The organism is Bacillus sp. UNC322MFChir4.1 (assembly GCF_000746135.1).
Classification (GTDB): Bacteria; Bacillota; Bacilli; order Bacillales; family Bacillaceae_G; genus Bacillus_A.
Window position 1 is genome coordinate 200,816 of record NZ_KN050812.1, and the last position, 17,139, is coordinate 217,954.

Consider the following 17,139-nt stretch of genomic DNA (forward strand, 5'->3'; position numbering starts at 1 on the left):
AGAAACAGGTACTTTTCCTTCATTTGATGAAAATTTTTTCTTATTATTAGAAGACTTAGATGAAGGTTTCGGTGTGTAGGTTTCTGTGATGAAGAGTACGGTCGTGAATACAGATAACAAAGAGATAAGTGAAATCCCAATAAACAACTCAAACATGTAGTTTTTAAAAAGAAATGCTCCAATAATTCCTCCAATAGCAGTTGATAAATTCCCCAACCAGTAGCTAATTGTAAATACAGGCTTTCATTTAAAGCAACACTAACAAGCCGTTATCTGCAAAAAACAGCGTAATTTTTAGATTGCTTTAACACCTCTAAACGAGGTAAAATTTGTAAAATAAAGTTCATTAGGAGGTCGACATAGTGTCAAATAAAATAAAGAGTTACATTGACTATCCAATGATAAAAATTCCAGGGGGCAAAGTAGAATTAAGAGACGACAGAATAAAAAGTAAATGGAAAGCTGACATAAAACCGTTTCTTCTTGCCCAGTATCCTGTAACTATGGGTCTATACTGTGCACCTCATTCTTTTAATGAAGATTTAAAACCAGTTGTAAATATTTCTTGGCACGATGCTATTTCCTTTTGTAATCTCCTTTCACAAAAAGCTGGACTGAAAGAGTGTTATTCAATAAATAAAGATGGTAACAACATAATTTGTGATTGGGAAGCAGATGGCTACCGCCTTCCTACAGAGGCAGAGTGGCAATATGCATGTAAAGCAGGGACTACTGGTTATAGATACGGAGAGCTTGATCAAATTGCCTGGTATAATGAAAATTCAGGAGGCAGGGTCCATGAAGTAGGAAGAAAGGAACCGAATGAATGGGGCCTATATGATATGTTAGGGAATGTTTGGGAGTGGTGCTGGGATTTATATGATGAACAAGTTTACGGCTCCTACCGCATTTTCCGAGGAGGCAGCTGGGCTGAAGAGGCCAGAGGCTGCGGGGCTTCCTGTCGTCGGCGTAGCCATCCAACGTTTAGCATCGACGACCTCGGATTTCGTCTTGCCCGGTCTTATTAACATGACAATACTGTAAGCTTTTTGTCACCTATATAAATACTACTAACTATATGACAGTACTATAATTACAACTATAAAGCAGTTATTTTATAAAAAAAGGCCTACACTTGGAGGTTTCATATGAAAAAATATATTTTAGCTTCACTACCATTTATTTTCGGAATCGGATGTATCGTTGGCTTTAATACTGCCGGATCTACAGTCGCTTCGGATGGTACTCTAGTCGCACCATTTTATTTACTACCAATTGGTTATTCATTAATTGCTATCGGTATCGTTAGTCTTTTTGTAAGTAAAATGAAAAAAGTTAAGTAATAGATTAAAAAAGAGCCTTAATAAGGCTCTTTTTTAATTTTAAATTTATTATCTTTTTTATAGATGCCCAATTACTTATAAATAACTTTGTTAAATAGAAGTTATTCTTCATTTTTAGTTGAACGTAATGACTACCTACACTTACATCTATTAGGAGATTTAAAGCTATCTATATTAGTTTGAACTAAAAGAACGATTTGGTGTTTCTCGGGAGATAGCTGTACGGGATGTCATAACGAGGTGTTCTTTTTCTTATTTATGGCAGGGTGAAAAAGCTGCCCCAAAAGCAGTCGCTTCACTGAACTGAATCATACCGAAAACTGCTTATTTCCCTAAATAGAAATCCTTCCATTATACCAACCATCTATGAATGACTGTAGAGAATGCACAACCCAAGTTGTACTGTTATCTTCATGATTCCAAACATAAATATCACGCTTTCCAATCACTCCATTGTTTACGCGGTAGCCAAAGAGATCTCCATTCCCAGCATCAGCAATAAATAGCATCGAATCAAAAGGCATATGAAACGCTTCAAAACATTCCTGTCCGCACATATAAGAATTTTCTCTTTGAATTAGCTTAGCGCTCCAAACTAAAGATAGGTCATACGCAGTGTATGTCACTCCATCCGTTTCACGAAGAAAATCTTTCAATTCATCTGGAAATTGCACTTGAAGCTTCTCTTCTATACGGATGATTTCTTCTTCTCGTGCTGGCGGATAAAACTTGCAGTCTACTGAGATACTCTTAATGAAGTTTATCCATTTCATTCAAAATCTCCCCTCGGATTTTCTATTTGCTATCCAAGCATCATTACTCCATAAATTTCCTATACACATGCATAATCTGAACCGTTTCAAACCCTAACAATTGATACAAATTCTCCGCCTTACTATTCCCTTCTATATAACAAAGTTGAACAGAAGTAGCCCCTTTACTTAATGCTTTATTCATCGCAAACTGCGTAATTTTCTTACCATATCCCTTCCCCTGATATGCCGGGGAAACCATAATATGATCTAAATGTCCATCCTCAACAGTAACTGCTCCAACAAGTTGCTCATTATGTAACGTTACATATATCGGCCTTTTAGATAACGCATTTTTATCTTTTTCACTTAGCGGGATTACATAGGGCTTAAAATCATTTTTCACAGCTATATCATAAAAACATTCTGCCCTGCATTCAGCATATTGTCCGTAAAACTTATCTTCATACGGAATAAATTCAATATCGACATCTGGTTGAACTCCTCCCGTATAACACATACTTGGTGATCCAAACCACTTTTTATACCCCATTCTTTCGTAAAAAACAGCTGGATTTTCCTTATCCACTCTCACTTCTGTAACTAAAACACTCGGATTTTCTCTTTCTACAATATTATAAATTTCTCGATGAAGTAACGTACCGATTCCTTTTCTTCTTTCCTTTGGATCTACATAAACTTGGACATCCCACTCTCTTTTCTCTTCATTTCTTACAATTACATAAGCGAAGCCTTTTACTCCTAATTCATCCCACACTAAAAAATTTTTAGCGTCCTTAAAAATATTCATCATATAATTCAAATCATAATCTATTACTTCCATACTACCCATGTTTATAAGCTGCTCTAAATCTTCAAACTTACATTCCCTTATCATGTACAATTCTCCTCTAATTGAAATTTCATCTTGCTCCCCAACATGAAAATATTCTCTACAATACTTTGATTTCCTACAAAAGATATGAAAATATATTTGTAACATCTCATAGAATCATAAAAAAAACGCATCAGATCCACGTCTGATGCGTTTTTTGTTCATTTTTTCTACTACACTGCTATTTCCAAAATAACTTTTGCTCCGCCTAGCTTTTCTGAATGACTTAAGTAAATATTTCCGCCATGCTGCATTGCAAAATTTTTGGCAATGTATAGTCCGATGCCATGATGATGTTTTGAATTTCTACTTTTATCTCCTTGATAAAACTGTTCTGTAGCTGAAGTCATTTCTTCTTTTGTAAATCCTCTTCCCGAGTCCTCGATAATGAACCGGATCTTATTATTACTCGTTTCAACTGAAAACATCAAGTCACCATTTACTGGGGAATATTCCATCGCATTCATCATTACATTCATAATCGCTCTTTTCAAAGCAGCCTCATCACCATGAATACATTTCGGTATGTCCTTAACTTCTTTTATTAGATTTAACTGTTTGTCCAAAGCACAAATTGCACTTTCTTCTATAATATTATCAATAAAGTTTTGAAGGTCTATTTGCTTAAATTGAAGTGAAGTACCTTCTTCACTTTTCGTAATGTCGAGCAAAGATTGCATATACATTTCCATTTCAGCAACGCTTTTCAAAATATGCTCATTACATTTCTTTTGATCCGAATCCAGCATGATTTCGTTTAACAACTCGGCATTCCCTCTCAGTATCGTTAATGGCGTTTTGACATCATGTGCTAAAGCAGCAATCTGGTCTCTTCTATTCGATTCCATCTCCCACTGTTTACGCAGTGATTCGTTCAGTTCATCTTTCATTTTTACTAAGGAATCTAATATTTCATTCACTTCTATTATTCTAGATTTCCCTATTTGAAAATCTAAATCTTCCTTTTGAATTTTATCAGTTACCTTTTTTAAAATCAGCATTTCCTTTGACAATGATTTTCCAAAAGAACGAGATAGAAATAGCACTTCTGCAGCAAATAATAGGATAAAAGAGAGAATCAAAGAAATGTCCGGGATTGGTAAATACTTCTGCAAAATAGGATTTTTATAACTAGTATGCAAAGTGTATAAAACGACACAAATATCTTTATCTCGTTTTATAACTGCATAGTAGTATCCTCCGCCACCTATTTCATTCTTCTGTACGTTATCCCATATTTTCCTCGCATCATTTTTATGAATATTCCCTTGAATGATGTTTCCTGAAAAGTCATACACAACATATTTATATTGTTTTAAAATCCGATCATCGCCCTGTTCTGCTTTTACTATGGCGTCTCTTTGCGATTCAATCTGTTTCTCATAATAATTTGCCGGAAGAATGACCCCTGTGTTAACTCCAGTACTGAACAAGCTAAGATGAAAAATGACTAAAACAATTGTCCCTATTGAAAATGCGAAAATATACCGTATAAAAATTTTGCGAAGATTGATTTGTTTTTTTACCTTTTCCATTTATACCCGATTCCCCATACTGTTTCTATTGGATTCATACCATACTTAGATAATTTAGAGCGAATGTTTTTAATATGCTCCACAATGACTTGATTATCACTTTCGCCATCATACCCAAAAACATTTTCATAAATCTTTTCTCTTGAAAATACTTGGCCGTGATTCAGAGCTAAATACTCACAAATTCCGTACTCGCTTTTCGTAAATGGAATAACTGTATCGTCATACGATATTTCTTTACTCGATAGATGAAATGTAAGACCTGATAGAGAAAATGCATTTTGCTTTTCTCTATGTTCACGCCTTACATGTGCCGACACTCTTGCACGCAGTTCACCGATCCCAAAAGGTTTTGTAATATAATCATCTCCGCCAAGACTAAACCCTGTGATCAAATCCTTTTCCATTGTTTTCGCAGTTAGAAACACAATCGGACTATCAACCAAGTCTCGGATCTCCTGACAGAGTGTAAATCCATCTATTTCCGGCATCATGACATCTAATAGAATTAAGTCATAATGACAAAATTTATTTTTGGAAATTGTTAGAGGATTACGAACGGCAGTTACCTCATGTCCTTCTTTTTCTAAAGCGCTTTTTATAATATAAAGAATGCCTTCTTCATCATCAATTGCTAATATTTTTGCCATATAGTTCCCCCTCCTTCAACTTCCATTATAATGATGTGTTTACAAAATGTGTTTACATTTCTTTTCGCCCTTCATAGTAGGAAAACCATATAAGTGATATAACAAACGCAATGATCGTCGAGCAAATACATATAACTACTCCCATTTGAATATCTACTAGTAAAGCATGAAACGAATCTGGATTTAATCTGTATGTAAAAAAACTATTACTCAACCTCATCCCCCACGCACACGGCATGTATTTCCAAATCACATCCCCCAGTCCAGTATACATTAAAGCTGCCAGCAAGCTTTCCATAATGCCCACCCCAATGGAAGCACCTTTACTAAAGCGAAAGTTCAAAAACAGATGGAATAGATACATAAAAATCTGGCATCCAAAAAGGACGAAAGAAATCTCAACATAGAAAGACAGTGGAAGTTCATTCTGCCCTAGCAGAAAATGAAACCCTGCTGCAAACCCAAAGACTGCCAATATGGTAGAACAAAACCCGCATATTAAAAGCAAACATACTTTACTAATAAATGCTTTTCTTCTTCCGTATTCCGTTGATAAAAGTTCTGTAAAGTTTCCTGCCAACGCTTCCTGTTCCACAACGAAAGAACTTACAATACTAATTAAGAGCGGAAAAGTTATCGATAGTACTTGTATATAGCCTGAAGCCTTATTAATAGAAGCAAAATTTGAAAAGGAATAGTAACCTAAAAATAAAGCAATTCCGATAATTGGCATCACTATATGTATCCAGAAAAAAACTGTGTGTTTCATTTTTAGAAAATCAGCTCTTAATACCCTTGACAAAACTCCCATTTTATTTTGCCTCCTGTTTTTCAAACCATTTTGCTGTCACATAAGTGAACAAAAGGAACAGCATTACAGAAATAACCACTCCTGGCAGTATTACATGATAGGAAAGAAGCTCTGGTGTGAACGTTACACTTCCTGGTTCTGCATACAAACCATTCGGTAGTATTTTTACAATCGGAATCATGAGTCTGCTTGGATATGTAAATGGATTAATCAGCCACATACTTTTTGTTGCAAATTGAATTCCTAAAAATACATTTACACCCATATTTAATAAAATCGTCAGAAATACACCTATTTTGTGACCTAAAAACAAACATATAGGAATTTGCCACATAAAAGTAACGATTACAACAACAATTCCTAATAATGCATTCACCGCAGGAATCATTTTGAAATCCTTTATATTTACAAGTAAACCAAATAGCTGAATTCCACAGAAAAAAATCACGCAAGAACAAATCAGAATCCCTAAAACTAGTAATATTTTAGAAAGCCATACTCGTTTTAAGGAAATAGGTAACGATAAAACAGCCCGATTATTCATTTTTTTATCCTTCTCCGCAATAAGGACACAACTTAAAGAGAGCATTCCGGGAAGAATCATAGTGTACCACCAGTTGTAACTATTTAATTGAACATAATCACCCGATACTAAAAAAGCAAACAGTATGGGGACGAATGGTGCTAGCCATATGAGTTTATTCAAAAAAGTATGCTTGATTTTTATTTTTTCAGCTGCAACATATGGAATCATTTCTTATGCCTCCCTTTTATATTTCCTCGAAACTTGTACAAATAAGTTTTCCAAGTCATCGTTCTTATTCAGTTCCCCCTGATACCCCAATACACCGTTCGATATAATCCCAACATGATCTGCAACCTGGCTTACTTCGCTTAAAATGTGACTGGATAAAATGACAGTAATCCCCTTGCCAGGGAAAGAAAGAATCAATTCTCTTAATTCTTGAATTCCAAAAGGATCAAGTCCATTCATTGGTTCGTCTAATATTAAAAGCTTCGGATGATTAAGCAACGCAATCGCAATTCCCAATCGCTGCTTCATTCCCATCGAAAACTTCCCTGCTTTTTTCTTACCTGTATTCTCTAGCTCCACAACACGCAATACTTCATCAATTCTTGACTTTGGCAATCCTAAAGCAGTCGTACGAACTAGCAAATTTTCTCTTGCTGTTAAATTTTCATAAAGCGGAGGGGATTCAATTAAGGCACCAATAGAATGTAGATCTTGCCGCGTCCATGTATGACCATCAAAATAAATCTCACCAGAAGTAGGCGCAAGCATGCCCGTTATCATTTTCAAAGTAGTCGACTTCCCTGCCCCATTCGCACCTAACAATCCATAGATTGAATGTTTCGGTACAGAAAGTGAAATATCTTGTACCACCCTTTGCTTTTGAAATGTTTTACAAAGATTCTTTGTTTCTAAAATCATCTCACTCATTCTAAACTTCCTCCTTGTATTTGGTGAGTCTAGAATAAATGACAATTATAAGGATTTTATAAGGAAATGAAAAAACATGGCAATTGAAAATTTATTAATTACTGGTTCACCGCGTTATATACGTAAATAAGAAGCTAACCCATTTTCCGTTATCGACCGTTCCTCGCAATATATCGGCGATTTTCACGATATATCGACCTCTTTTTAGAATATATCAGCGATTTTCACAATATATCGGCGATTCGACAAGATTTAAAGACCCTCCGACGATATTCGACACAAAAACCTTACCGAACAAACAACGAATTACAATGAATGTTGTATACATATATAAGACATCATTATCAGTAGCAAGGAAAAAGCGAAACCCCAGCTCTATCAATAGGTTTCGCTTTTTCCTTTTCTATGATTCTATATATCTTTTTATACATTCCTAATCTGGCGCGCCTTTTGGTCTCATAATAATTTTATGGGTTTCCTTCTTTTTGAGATGCTGATTTACAGAATCAAAAAAAAACATCAGATTAACGTCTGATGTTTTTTTTCATTTTCTCCACTACACCGCTATTTCCAAAATAACTTTTGCCCCGCCATGCTGCTTTGCAAAGTTTTTGGCATAGTCCGATTCCATGATGATGTTTTTAATTCTCCCTCTTTTTAAAGTAAACCTACCCATTGCCAGTATGTTAAGCTGAAAATGACAATTAAGATATAACCTCCGAGAGTAATTGGAATACCAGATTTCAAAAGGTCTTTTGTTGTAAATGCACCTGTTCCATACGCAAGCATATTTTGCGGTGCACTTACTGGTAATAAAAATCCAAAGCTAACAGCAAATTGTTGAATTAATACAAGCCCTGGTCCATGAAAGGACGTTGGTTCCATTGATATCACAAGTGCAATAACAATTGGAATAAAAGCTGAAGATAAGCTTGTTGCACTTGCAAAACCTAAATGGATCAATATGTTAAATAAAGTTAGCACCATAATAATGAAAATCAGCGGCATACTAGTTAATCCAAAAGATTCTAATGTTTTTTCGGACAACCATGATGCACCTTTCGTTTGCAATAGCAGTGTTCCTAACGAAATTCCAATTGCGAATACAAGAATTGTTCCCCACGGAATTTTACTTTCAACTTCTTTCCATGAAAAGATTCCAATGCCAGGGGACAACATAACTGCAACAGCAGCAATAGTAACCGTAGTAGAATCAAATGGATGAACAGTTCCTTCTGTTGCCCATAAGACCAACAATACAAGTGAGATAATAATTAATCGCCACTCTTTTGATGAAATTTTACCTAATTCTTTTAATTGAGCACCAATAATCTCACTTCCACCTTGTAATTCTCCGATTTCAGGTTTGATGAGCTTATTCATAACAAAGAATAATAAAACTGACATGATAACAGCCCAAGGCCCAGCGTACAACAACCATTGTCCCCACGTAATATTAGAACCAAATGATTGTTCTATAAATCCTAAAGCAACCATATTTTGTGCAGCCGCCGTTTTAATCCCAATGTTCCAAATAGAAATCGATTGAACAGCCGTTACCATAAGTAAAGCCGATAATCTACTTGTTTTTGGCAAGCCGAAAGCTGCTACAATTCCCATTAGAATCGGAATAATTGTACCTGCACGTGCCGTTGCACTCGGTACGAATAAAGCAAGAATGATACTGACTACAATCGTTCCAAATACTAAACTACTCGTTTTTGTTCCTACTTTTGACATAATGAATAGAGCAAGACGTTTATGCAAACCTGTTATTTCCATAGCGGCAGCGATAAATAGTGCTCCAGCCACAAGTCCAACAGCCGAAGAACTAAATCCGCTAAGCGCTAATTTTAAAGCACCTTGACTCGTATAAGTTACGGATGGATTTTCAATCGTTGGTGCAAGTCCTATAAAAATCGTAATTAATGAGGCAATGATCGCAGCACTTACTGGATACGTTACCGCTTCAGTCACCCAAAGAATAACTGCTAAAGCTAATATTGCCAGTGCCCTTTGTCCTGCAACCGGGAGACTATCAGGTGTTGGAAGCAAAACGATTATAAAAAATACTGCAAATGCGAGGCAAATGAATATCAATTTTTTCTTTTCCAATTTATTCTCCACCTTTTGTTATTACAATCTATCGTGAAATTAATAAAAGCGCTTTACAAATTGCATATCACTTTCGTTCATTACAGAAGTTGTAACTAGCAATTTATCATTTAACAACATGAATCGTTAAAGCTACATCTTCTTCTGCTGTTAATCCCGCTTCAATCACTAATGAAATCTCAGCGATCATAATAATTTGTTCCACCTACAACTTCATTATCTTTCCTTTTTTGACTTAATTTTATACGAAATATTCCCTCAATTCTATATTACGTAATTAACGAAAGTGATTTGAAACTATCGAAAGATATCCTATCATTTCCTATTATTGTAAAGCTGCATAAACCTTGCTCAATGTTTCACTTACTTTAATTACATAATTTATGTTAATTTCAAATTATTTTTGAATAAGTCAAATAACTTTATGATGACCTTATAAGAAATAGCCGGCTAAAATTTTATCAACATTTGTGAATTTATTCACATAAAAATTGGTTTGGAGGAAAAATCCATGAATGTATTTCAAATTATTCAGAAGACCGTTACTGATATGAATATTGTCAGTGCCATTACTTCAACAATCTTCATTATTTTACTAGGTTTCTTTTGTCGTAAAAAAGGGATTTTTAATGATCAAGTTGGAAAGATGCTATCAAAAGTCGTATTATCCGTTGCTTTACCTGCTTTAGCCTTTACATCTTTTATGATGGATATTAATCAGGAATCTTTGGCTGAAGGAATGAACATTTTAATTTGGGGATTACTTATTTACATTATTTTAATTGTTGCCTCTAAGCCGATGTACCTGAAATTTAAAGGTGACAAGCAAGATACGTTGCGTGTTTTAACAATTTTCGGTTCAACAACTTTCTTTGGTATTCCTATTGTAGGTGCTATATATGGACCTAAAGGTGTCCTATACGCCTCCATTTTTAATATTGGCTACCGCATTTTTCTATACTCGTATGGTTATATCAAGATGAGCGGACTGAAAATGGAAGCAAAAAATATAAAAGAAATGTTTGTAAATCCGATTGTCATTGCAACTTTTCTCGGATTATTTATCTGGATGTTCCAGGAATATTTACCTCAAGTGACCGTTGCAGCTGCTAATGGAAAACTATCAAATGTTGCATTTTTACGAATTGATCGGACTGCCCTTTGGCTCTATAAACCGATGACTTATTTATCAGGACTAGCTTCACCACTTGCTTGGCTTTCTATTGGGGCAACACTCGGCGCTGTAAACTTCAAAACAGCGATTACAGATCGAACATCTTTCATCTACAGCATAAACAAAATTGTGTTAGTTCCTATTATCAATATTGTATTTCTAGCGATTCTTTCACTAACAGGAATTCTTTCAATGAGCGCGATTTCCGTAGGTGTTGTTGTCATTATGATGGCGACACCAACCGCTACTGTAGCAGCCGCCTATGCAATTAGTTTTGATAAAGATGCGCTGCTTGCTTCTAATGCATCTTTACTTTCTACAATTTGTGCAGTTGTCATGATTCCGCTTTGGATTATCGTCATTAATTTAATTAGCGTTACAGGGATATTTGGATAAAAAAATTATTATGATAATGGAGAGATGAAAAATGACATTAAAAGTAGTTTGTTACGGAGTTAGAGACAATGAAGTACCATTTTTTAATCAATTAAATAAGCATCATTTCGAGCTATGCTTGATTGAAGATTTACTTAGACACGACAATATTAAAACTGCTAGAGGAATGGATGCTGTTTTATTAAGAGGAAATTGCATAGCAGATTTGCAAAATATTAAAAAACTAAAAGAATACGGTGTAAAATATTTGTTCACACGTACAGTTGGCTATAATCATATTGATTTGCAAGCCGCAGCAGATTACGATATGCACGTGGCAAGAGTTCCTTCCTACTCTCCAAATGCCATTGCAGAACTATCTTTAACACTTGCTATGTCATTATTAAGACATACAACCTACACAACAACAAAAACTGCGAATCAAGACTTTACTGTAGATCGAACTATGTTCAGCAAAGAAATTAGAAACTGTAAAGTCGGTATTATTGGTACTGGTAAAATTGGATTAACGGAAGCGAAACTTTTTAAAGGGCTTGGCGCTGAAGTGCTTGGATATGATGTATTCCAAAGTGATGCAGCACAGCAGACGGTTACCTTTATGGAATTGGACGATTTATTAAAAGAAAGTGATATCGTAAGTATACACGTCCCTTATATTCCAGGAGCAAATGATAAAATGATCGATGCCAAATTCATTTCAAAAATGAAAGATGGCGCCATTCTCATTAACACTGCTCGTGGTGAACTGCAAGATAACGAAGCCATTCTTCATGCGCTGCAATCTCATAAACTAGAAGGATTTGCGACAGATGTATTTGAGAATGAAGAAAACATATTCTTTCAAAAGTTTGACAGAACAACTAAAAAATTAGATCCAACCGTTCAAGCGCTACTAGACCTATACCCTCGTGTCCTCGTGACACCTCATATGGGATCGAATACAGATGAAGCACTTACGAATATGATTGAAACAAGCTACGAAAACCTTCATGATATCATTACAAAAGGGCACACAGCCAACGCTGTTCCTTTACCGAACAAACGAGAACTTGTTTCTATGAATTGATTACTATATTCCATAAAAAAGAGTCAAACTGTATCGAGTTTGACTCTTTTTTTATAAGGCTTCAACGCCTCGACGTATAAGATGTAAATTTTTCAACCTCTCAATCCCTGCTATGCATACTACACTCGTTCGCTCTATCTGTTTTACTTCGCATGTGGCAGAAAAAAGGATCTGACCGCTCCTATGCACGGTCAGATCCTCTCATTCCTCCCATAAAAAGAAAGGGGTTTTATATCTGTCAACAATGCTACTTATTTAAAAGCCATGATCAAATGCTCTTTCTCAGGAACAACATGAAATACCATAATTGGTCGTCCAACTGCTAAATACTTTAATTCTTCACTTAAATAACCTATCTCATTTAAAAACAGCAAATACTTCTTTGTTGAAATACGTGATAAATTAACTTCTTTCGCAATATCCTCTGTTGAAAAATGCCCCTCTTGTTTCACTAGCACATGAAGAATCTTTTTTAACGTTAGCTTAGATAATCCTTTAGGAATTTTTGAACGCAATTCCTTACAAGCAGGATTTACAAGAGAAGGGACTCTCTCTTTTATTAATAACTGATCTAACGTATCTTGATCGGTTTCTTCTAACTTAGTAGTTAGTGAATGATATTGAAGAAAGTTTTCTATTGCCAGTTCAAACCTTTCATATGAAAAGGGTTTAATTAAGAAATCAATTACCCCATACTCTAGTGATTTCTTAATGGTAGGTATATCATGAGCTGCTGTAATCATAATAATTGGTATGGAAAACTGTTTTTGACGTACCGTTTGTAAAAAATCAATTCCCGTTTCTCCTGGTAAATAAACATCAAGTAAGATTAAATCAGGTACATTCTTATTAATTACATCCCATAGCTCTCCAATATTGCCGACAGAAGCGATAATTCGAAAACCTTCAAACCGCTCAATAAATTGCCGATTGATCATTGCAACCATAGGGTCATCCTCAACTATGATAACTTTAATCATCTATGTTCCTCCGTTTATAAGGTACTTCCATTCGAAAAACACTTCCGTTCCCTACTTCTGATTGTACTTCAACAAGCCCATCATATTGTTTGACAATTGATTGAACAGCATCCAATCCGTAGCCTCTGGCCCCGCCTTTTGTTGAAAATCCTCTCTCAAATATTCGTTCCATTAGCGCTTCATCTATGCCTACTCCTGTATCCTTCACTTCAATTAGAATCACTTCCTCCTCATCATCATAGTGCAGAAAGATCGTCGCTTGTTTTATCAACGTTAACGACATAGCCTCCTTAGCATTATCTAGTAAAATCCCCATTGACAATAACAAATCATGAAGCATCTCACCCATTTTCATACTTGGAAAATAAGAGTCTGCATCTATTATTAACGTTACACCTTGTTCCTTTAACTCACTCGTTTTTCCAATTAAAAACCCTGCAACTGCTGGACTTTTAATTTTATCAGCTACAAACCCGATCTCTCGGTGATAATCGGCATTTAACACACGAATAAAGTGATTGACGTCTTGATATTTTTCTAATTCAATCAATCCTAAAATCGTATGCAATTGGTTCATAAATTTATGATTTTGCGCACGCAAGGCGTCAATATATTGTTCTGTTCCACTAAGCTCTCGAATAAGTTGCTGCATTTCTGATTGATCACGTAACGTTGCAACCGCTCCATAAACCTTTTTATCTATATGAATAATCTGAATATTAACGATGAACTCAAACTGATTCACGACAATTACATGATCGGAAATTGACTCTCCTGTTGTAAATACTTCTCCAAAAAATGTTGAAAAGATATCTTTATCAAGGTATCCTTCTTTCATATTGTTCCCGATAAACTTAGCCTTCTTTATGAGTTCTGTAAAATTTAAATTTTGTAAAAGGATTTTTCGATCTGGAGTCACCGCAATGATTCCTTCACCTACAGAATCTATAATCGTATCGCGTTCCTTTATATTCGCTACGATCTGCGTAGGTTCGAATCCTAATAATATTTTCTTTAATTGCTTCGCTAAATATAACGCACCCAATATTCCTACAAAAAGCCCAACCCCTAAGCCAAAGTATAGATTTTTCTGTGCATTCCATAACTCTTTATTTATTGTTTTCTGTACAAAACCTACACAAACAATTCCAACTTGCTGACCTTTTTCATTCCAAATCGGCGTAAAGAAACGTGTTCCCTCTCCTAATACACCAACTTGCTTAGAAAAGTGCTCAGAACCATTTAATGACTGTTTGGCATCCTCAATATCCGAAAAAGGTTTTCCTATGACGCTTTTATCTGGATGTGATTTTCGAATGAGCTCATTATTAAGCACGACAACGAAGCTAACACCGGTTGATTCCATCACTTCCAGCGTATACTGCTCTATAGCCGCACTAGACGAATCATTCGCGACTCCATTTATGACACGAGGATCTTTTGCAACCACTCTAGCAGTATTTTTCAATTTTTCATTTACAACATCTTTTTCTCGATCCAATACATAAAAATGTAACAGAGTCGCACTTGCTATTAACGAAACGATGACTGATAGTAACACCAATAATGTCGTCATTGTTTTTAATGATAATTTAGATAACCATTTATTTCGCATCATATCTAAAATCCTTCTATATTAGTTTATTGCTATTTTAACAATTTTCTATCTCCGCTTCTACTTCTTCAAAAATACGTCACAAGTATATATTTACCAATCGAAAATGAAGTGCATTGCCTTCAATTGTGTGTTGAAAAAACATACTAAGATTAGTACGTTTTCCGTTATCGACCGTTCTTTGCAATATATCGGCGATTCGACACGATATAAAGATCCTTCGACGATGTTCAACATACAAGTAGTCGATTCGCTGAGCTGAGTCATACCGAAAAGTATAAAAATACACAAAAACCCCGAATCATGGAGCTTTTTTTAAGTGTCCATGATTCGGGGTATAGTTTACCTTTTATTTAATTGCCTCATGAACCTTTAACTGCTTCCCCTTTATCGTTGTGTTTTTCATTACTTTTAAAACAAGTGGTCCTTTTCCGTTTAATATATCAACATAAGAAACATTATCCTGTATCGTAATAATTCCTATATCATCCGCTGTAACACCTGGAATTTTGGCAATTGTACCAACAAAATCCACTACTCGGATTTTCTTTTTCTTCCCACCATTAAAGTAAAGCTTCATGATTCCCTTATTTAGACTAGCACTTTTATCTTTTTTAATAATTGGCTTAGCATTTATTTTTTCTTCAAATGCCGCCTTTCTTTTTGTAACTTCTTCTTTTAAAGGTGCATCTATTTTTAAAATTTCAAAACCGATATACTCTTCGATTTCTGCTAGAAATCTCTCTTCATACGGAGTTACAAATGTAATTGCTTTTCCGCTATTACCAGCACGTCCTGTTCTTCCTGTACGGTGTACGTAACTTTCTTTTTCTAATGGAATATCGTAGTTGATGACGTGCGTAATATTCTCAATATCAATTCCTCGTGCTGCTACATCTGTCGCTACTAAATAACGGAATTTCCCTTTTTTAAAGTCATTCATTACTGCAAACCGATCTTCTTGCACCATACCACCATGAATTTTATCACAAGGATAGCCAGAACGTTTTAGCTGTCTAAATACATCATCTACATTTTCTTGCGTACGGCAGAAAATAATGCAACTATCTGGATTTTCAATAGTTGTTATATCTTTCAGAAGAGAGAACTTCTCTTCTTCCCTCACTTCTAAAAGGCTATGTTCAATTTTATCTGTCGTAATACCAGATGCTTTAATCTCGATGTTGATTGGTGATTCCATATATGTACGAGACAAATTTTCAACATCTGCTGGTAATGTCGCAGAAAATAGCATCGTCATTCGGTTCGTAGGTAGTTCGTCAATAATCGCTTCTACTTGATCGATAAAGCCCATATTTAACATTTCATCTGCCTCATCAATCACCAAATACTTCAAACACTCTAACGAGAAAGTCCCTTTTTCAATATGATCTAATACACGTCCAGGAGTGCCGACAACAATATGTGTCTTTTGCTTTAGTTCTAATTTTTGACGCGCAAATGGAGATTTCCCGTAAACCGCAGTTGCTTTAATACGCTTAAATCTGCCTATATTCGTAATATCTTCTTTTACCTGCGCAGCAAGTTCCCTTGTTGGTGTAAGGATTAACGCCTGCGGCTTATTTTCTTCCCACTCAACCATTTCACAAAGCGGAATCCCAAAAGAAGCTGTCTTACCGCTTCCTGTTTGTGATTTTACAACAAGATCTTTCTTTTCTAATGCAATTGGGATGACTTTCTCTTGCACTTCTGTTGGCTTTTCATATTGTAAGCTAGCAAGTGCTCTTATAATTTCCTTACTCAATGCGTAATTGTTAAAACTTTGTGGACTCATATACTAACCTCATTTTGTTATATATTCTTTTATTTATTTTTCACCATTGTATGAATACCATATGCATACTTCCATTTTTTCTATGGCGTTTTAATTTCTCCTTGGTATCATAAACTCGAAATCCAAGTTTCAGCATCTGCAATATTCTTAAATGTTCTAAAATAACAGCAACTCTTATATGATAGTTTATGAATTTTTGCAACATCATTCCTGCAAGACCTGTTTTCAGATTGAAGAAGTCTTCCGAAAATGCATCAACGTAGAGTATTAATAAGTATACGTCATTTTCAACACATATGCCTACAAAATCTAACACATCTTTTTCTGAACAAAGTTGTCTCTCAACAGAAACACATTCAATATATTTTTACAAATGCGATGGCAATTCATCTCCACCTTAAACTGTGCTATGCCCAAAACGTTTTGAAGATGGAGTTTTCTTGCCAATTTTTTGATAAAAAGTCCACGTCATTTATGCTACCACCGACACTAATCTACATAAGATTTTAATAAGCCCTTGAAAATCTTATGTGAAACCAATATTCTAATA

At 35.2% G+C, this 17,139-nt stretch carries 16 protein-coding genes; 4 read left to right on the top strand and 12 right to left on the bottom strand.

Annotation, left to right across the window (positions count from 1 at the left end; genetic code table 11):
- Positions 1 to 398: 398 nt before the first annotated feature.
- Both BR72_RS22870 and BR72_RS22875 read left to right on the top strand, forming a co-directional pair.
- A complete protein-coding gene (locus BR72_RS22870) occupies positions 399 to 1,028 on the top strand; it encodes a formylglycine-generating enzyme family protein (protein ID WP_197059966.1) in 630 nt (209 codons plus the stop codon).
- A gap of 120 nt (positions 1,029 to 1,148) precedes the next feature.
- The gene (locus BR72_RS22875; protein WP_035437500.1) at positions 1,149 to 1,343 is read left to right on the top strand and encodes a DUF3955 domain-containing protein; all 195 of its coding nucleotides are present in this window, start codon (positions 1,149 to 1,151) and stop codon (positions 1,341 to 1,343) included.
- 332 nt (positions 1,344 to 1,675) lie between these two features.
- On the opposite strand, the gene BR72_RS22880 is transcribed toward BR72_RS22875, so the two are convergent.
- From BR72_RS22880 to BR72_RS22915, 8 genes are all read right to left on the bottom strand, one after another.
- Positions 1,676 to 2,116 (bottom strand): SMI1/KNR4 family protein, encoded by a 441-nt coding sequence (locus tag BR72_RS22880; RefSeq protein WP_035437503.1) that lies wholly within the window; start codon positions 2,114 to 2,116, stop codon positions 1,676 to 1,678.
- A 43-nt stretch (positions 2,117 to 2,159) separates the two neighbouring features.
- Entirely contained in the window at positions 2,160 to 2,993 is an 834-nt protein-coding gene (locus BR72_RS22885; protein ID WP_035437504.1) for a GNAT family N-acetyltransferase, read from the bottom strand.
- A 170-nt stretch (positions 2,994 to 3,163) separates the two neighbouring features.
- Positions 3,164 to 4,525, bottom strand: a complete 1,362-nt coding sequence (locus BR72_RS22890; protein ID WP_035437506.1) for a sensor histidine kinase — start codon at positions 4,523 to 4,525, stop codon at positions 3,164 to 3,166.
- Positions 4,513 to 5,175 carry a response regulator transcription factor gene (locus tag BR72_RS22895; protein WP_035437508.1) on the bottom strand — a complete coding sequence of 221 codons (663 nt, stop codon included), beginning with the start codon at positions 5,173 to 5,175 and terminating at the stop codon, positions 4,513 to 4,515. Before BR72_RS22895 ends, BR72_RS22890 begins: the two co-directional genes overlap by 13 nt.
- A 52-nt stretch (positions 5,176 to 5,227) precedes the next feature.
- Complete coding sequence (locus tag BR72_RS22900) at positions 5,228 to 5,986, bottom strand: lantibiotic immunity ABC transporter MutG family permease subunit (RefSeq protein ID WP_035437510.1); 759 nt, start codon at positions 5,984 to 5,986, stop codon at positions 5,228 to 5,230.
- A 1-nt stretch (position 5,987) separates the two neighbouring features.
- On the bottom strand, positions 5,988 to 6,740 hold the full coding sequence (locus tag BR72_RS22905) for a lantibiotic immunity ABC transporter MutE/EpiE family permease subunit (protein WP_035437511.1): 753 nt from the start codon (positions 6,738 to 6,740) through the stop codon (positions 5,988 to 5,990).
- A gap of 3 nt (positions 6,741 to 6,743) precedes the next feature.
- Positions 6,744 to 7,448: a lantibiotic protection ABC transporter ATP-binding protein gene (locus BR72_RS22910; protein ID WP_035437513.1), complete on the bottom strand. Its 705-nt coding sequence runs from the start codon at positions 7,446 to 7,448 to the stop codon at positions 6,744 to 6,746.
- A gap of 657 nt (positions 7,449 to 8,105) precedes the next feature.
- Entirely contained in the window at positions 8,106 to 9,563 is a 1,458-nt protein-coding gene (locus BR72_RS22915; protein ID WP_051957400.1) for a DASS family sodium-coupled anion symporter, read from the bottom strand.
- Positions 9,564 to 10,074: 511 nt separating this feature from the next.
- Here BR72_RS22915 and BR72_RS22920 point away from each other — a divergent pair.
- Both BR72_RS22920 and BR72_RS22925 read left to right on the top strand, forming a co-directional pair.
- Positions 10,075 to 11,133, top strand: a complete 1,059-nt coding sequence (locus BR72_RS22920) for an AEC family transporter (protein WP_035437517.1) — start codon at positions 10,075 to 10,077, stop codon at positions 11,131 to 11,133.
- Between the two features lie 31 nt (positions 11,134 to 11,164).
- A complete protein-coding gene (locus BR72_RS22925; RefSeq protein WP_035437519.1) occupies positions 11,165 to 12,199 on the top strand; it encodes a 2-hydroxyacid dehydrogenase in 1,035 nt (344 codons plus the stop codon).
- Between the two features lie 251 nt (positions 12,200 to 12,450).
- Here BR72_RS22925 and BR72_RS22930 read toward each other — a convergent pair whose 3' ends face one another.
- The 4 genes from BR72_RS22930 to BR72_RS22945 all read right to left on the bottom strand — a co-directional run bounded on the left by BR72_RS22930 (position 12,451) and on the right by BR72_RS22945 (position 16,950).
- The gene (locus BR72_RS22930; protein WP_035437521.1) at positions 12,451 to 13,179 is read right to left on the bottom strand and encodes a response regulator; all 729 of its coding nucleotides are present in this window, start codon (positions 13,177 to 13,179) and stop codon (positions 12,451 to 12,453) included.
- Positions 13,172 to 14,797, bottom strand: coding sequence for an ATP-binding protein (locus BR72_RS22935; protein ID WP_035437523.1), 1,626 nt, complete (start codon positions 14,795 to 14,797; stop codon positions 13,172 to 13,174). Before BR72_RS22935 ends, BR72_RS22930 begins: the two co-directional genes overlap by 8 nt.
- Positions 14,798 to 15,143: 346 nt before the next feature.
- Positions 15,144 to 16,589, bottom strand: coding sequence for a DEAD/DEAH box helicase (locus BR72_RS22940; protein ID WP_035437524.1), 1,446 nt, complete (start codon positions 16,587 to 16,589; stop codon positions 15,144 to 15,146).
- A gap of 40 nt (positions 16,590 to 16,629) precedes the next feature.
- Positions 16,630 to 16,950, bottom strand: coding sequence for a DUF4180 domain-containing protein (locus tag BR72_RS22945; protein ID WP_197059967.1), 321 nt, complete (start codon positions 16,948 to 16,950; stop codon positions 16,630 to 16,632).
- Positions 16,951 to 17,139: the final 189 nt, after the last annotated feature.